Origin of the sequence: Blastococcus saxobsidens (assembly GCF_010682065.1) — a bacterium.
GTDB classification, from domain to species: domain Bacteria; phylum Actinomycetota; class Actinomycetes; order Mycobacteriales; family Geodermatophilaceae; genus Blastococcus; species Blastococcus saxobsidens_B.
This window is the reverse complement of the sequence record NZ_JAAGWG010000062.1, coordinates 1-2,918: the sequence shown is the minus strand read 5'-3', so window position 1 is coordinate 2,918 and position 2,918 is coordinate 1. Positions and strand designations below refer to the sequence as shown.

Annotated in this window: 2 protein-coding genes; both read right to left on the bottom strand. The window is 68.0% G+C overall.

Annotated features, from left to right (window positions below; genetic code table 11):
* Positions 1 to 58: 58 nt before the first annotated feature.
* Positions 59 to 727 carry a hypothetical protein gene (locus GCU60_RS19640; protein WP_163208324.1) on the bottom strand — a complete coding sequence of 223 codons (669 nt, stop codon included), beginning with the start codon at positions 725 to 727 and terminating at the stop codon, positions 59 to 61.
* 587 nt (positions 728 to 1,314) lie between these two features.
* Positions 1,315 to 2,520, bottom strand: a complete 1,206-nt coding sequence (gene serA / locus GCU60_RS19635) for a phosphoglycerate dehydrogenase (protein ID WP_163208322.1) — start codon at positions 2,518 to 2,520, stop codon at positions 1,315 to 1,317.
* Positions 2,521 to 2,918: the final 398 nt, after the last annotated feature.

Below are 2,918 nucleotides of genomic sequence, written 5' to 3'. Positions count from 1 at the left end.
TCGCCATCGTCTACCGAGCTGCTGCCGTCCTGGCCGCGATCATCACCTGGCTACGCACTTAAGAGACATGCCCTAGGAGGGGACGGGTGATGCGGCGTGTAACCGCAACCGACACCGCGAGGACCAGTAGCGCACCGAGGGCCGTCGCCGCGATCATGATGAAGGTTGTGGTGCTCTGCTGGCCGTCAGCGGCCTCGGTCGCCTCCCGCTCCCGCTGCTGAAGCGATTCCTTCAGCTTCGCGGTCTCCTCGAGGACCTCGTAGAACACGTCATAGCTGTCACCGAGGATCAGGTCGTCGGCCGCGTCCATTGACGCCGACGTGTTCTGCCGGTAGAGGGCGACCACCTGTTCGTCGTATTGGAAGAACCGCTCCCAGGCATCCACTATGGCGCTGAAGTACTCCTGCTCGGTCGGCGTCAACGCGGATGCGGGGACGTCGGCCAAGAGCTTCTTCAGCTCTTCTCCGGACAGCAAGAAACCAGCCCGATTGCCGCTGCTGGCATCGACCGCTTGCAGCGGGGTGGTCCTCCTCGCGTCCCAGGCGTAGGCCACTTGCCATCCGCTGATGTCTGCGCCGCGGTACTCCATCTCCTGGACGTGCGACAGGGCCGCCCCGACGGACCCAGTCGTGCGCCGCGCTTCACCCGCGTCTTGGAGGCCCTGCAGGGCCAGCCCGCCCACGACGAGTGCGGCGACGATGCCCATGGCACCGACGGCGGCGATCATTCCGCGCACCCCTGGACGGCCACGTCTGATCCGCACCGTCGGTTCTGCAGCTGTGGCCACCGCAGCACCACCGCTGGACAACTCTGCTCTGGCCATCTGCCGTCTCCCTGCTACGCGGACGAAGGTCACCGACCTCGTCAGGGAGGTCGAGTGTTCGGACGATCAACCGCAGGCGACGTGTACAGGCCCGTACGCATGCGCGAGGCGCGGTTGAGACGGAGGAGTCGTCCAGGTCCGTGTGACTTGCTCGCCACGCTCAGGAGACAAGACCCCGAGAGTGAGAACCCTGGCCTCTTAGTCACGGCGGAACCGGCTCGCTCCGCGTCTTCCATCGGCTTCAGCACCGACGTCCGGTTTGCCAAAGCCGGTGATATCCGCGCCCACTTTGTTCCTTCGCTACAACGAACGGCGGTTCTAGGCGGGACGTTCAGTACGAGTGCGCCGCCATCGCACCCAGCGACTCAATCCCGTTGCGTTGACAGCTGTCCTAGGCGCCAGGGCGCGCTTGACGTTGTGCAACTCACGGATCGGCCGAGGCGCTGGATCACGCCCTCGGCTGGTCAGTTCCAATCCGAGCACTGAGCTCTTCAGCGGCGCTCGGAAAGCGCCGTCAGCCGGATGGTCTCGGGCATCGCACGGAGGGCCCCCAACAGCGCAGGGGGCAGGGCATCGTGGACGTCGGTCACGACGTAGCCGTGCTCGCCGCGCGTCGCCAGTACCTGCGCGTCGACGTTGAGACCGTGCTCGCCGATGAGCGCGTCGACGCTCGCCAGGACGCCCGGGACGTTGCGGTGCAGGAGCGCGAACCGGGCCGCCGACGACCCGTAGAGGGCCACCGGCGGGAGGTTGACGCTGAGCGTCGTCGTCCCGGCGCGGGCGTAGTCGGCCAGCTTGCCGGCGACGAACCGCCCGATGTCGTACTGGGCCTCCTTGGTGGACCCGCCGACGTGCGGCGTGAGGATGACGTTGGGCAGCCCGCGCAGGACGGAGGCGAACTCGTCGCCCTGCTCCCTGGGCTCGTCGGGGAACACGTCCACCGCCGCCCCCGCGATGTGCCCGCTCAGGACGTTCTCCCGCAGTGCCTCGTGGTCGACGACGAACCCGCGGGAGAGGTTGAGGAAGAGGCTGCGCGGCCGCATCCTGGCGAACTGCTCGGCACCGAACAGCCCGGCGTTGCCGGCGCGACCGTCGACGTGCAGCGACACGGTCTCGGCCCGTTCCAGCAGCTCGTCCAGGCTGCCGCAGGCCTCGGCGTTGCCGAGCGCGAGCTTGTCCCCCAGGTCGTAGAAGAGCACTCGCATGCCCAGCGCCTCGGCCAGCACGGAGAGCTGGCTGCCGATGTTGCCGTAGCCCACGATGCCCAGCGTCCGGCCCCTGATCTCGTGGCTGCCGCTCGCCGACTTGTCCCAGATCCCGTCGTGCAGCGCCCGGTCCCGGTCGACCAGCCGCCGGGCCAGGCAGATGATCTCCGCGATCGCCAGCTCGACGACGCTGCGGGTGTTGGAGTACGGCGCGTTGAACACCGCGACCCCGCAGCCGGCCGCCGCGGGCAGATCGATCTGGTTCGTGCCGATGCAGAACGCCCCGACCGCCGCGAGGTCCGGGAGGCTCCGCAGCGCGGACGCGGTCACCTGGGTCTTCGAGCGGATGCCCAGCAGGTGGACGCCGTCCAGCGCGGCGATCAGGTCGTCCTCGTCCAGCGCGCCGCGCAGCGACTCCACCTCGTAGCCGGCGGACGAGAGGACCTCCTCCGCGATCAGGTCGATGTTCTCCAGCAGTAGAGCTCTGGGCATGGCCGGAAAACCCCCTCCAGCAGCGCTCTGCTGCTGCTTCACTAAGTCCTAACTATGGCGCAAGCCGTGGCGGACGGGCCCAGCACTGCCGGGATGCCGACCGGTCACTGTGCTCCGGTGCTCCTGACCAACTGATGCAGTCGGCCCCCGATGCCGGTCGATGCGTTGAGACCCGCAGCCCGATTGCGCAACCCTGTCGCCGGGGCCGTCGGCGTACAGGAAGGGGCGCCCGCTGCCCCCGAGGCTTCTATTGGTTGCTGACCTCGGCTCGACGTCGCTGGCGCAGTACGAAGCGCTGCACCTTGCCGCTCGGGGTCTTCGTGTCGCGCGTCAGACTTATTGGCATGACCCGTTGCATGCGGGCGTGACCTGCGAGGAGTCTGATCGTCATGGCGAGA

Bases quoted from the DNA above. Each gene is read 5' to 3' on its own strand.
- GCU60_RS19640 (WP_163208324.1), bottom strand. From the start codon at position 727: ATGATCGCCGCCGTCGGTGCCATGGGCATCGTCGCCGCACTCGTCGTG.
- serA (WP_163208322.1), bottom strand. From the start codon at position 2,520: ATGCCCAGAGCTCTACTGCTGGAGAACATCGACCTGATCGCGGAGGAG.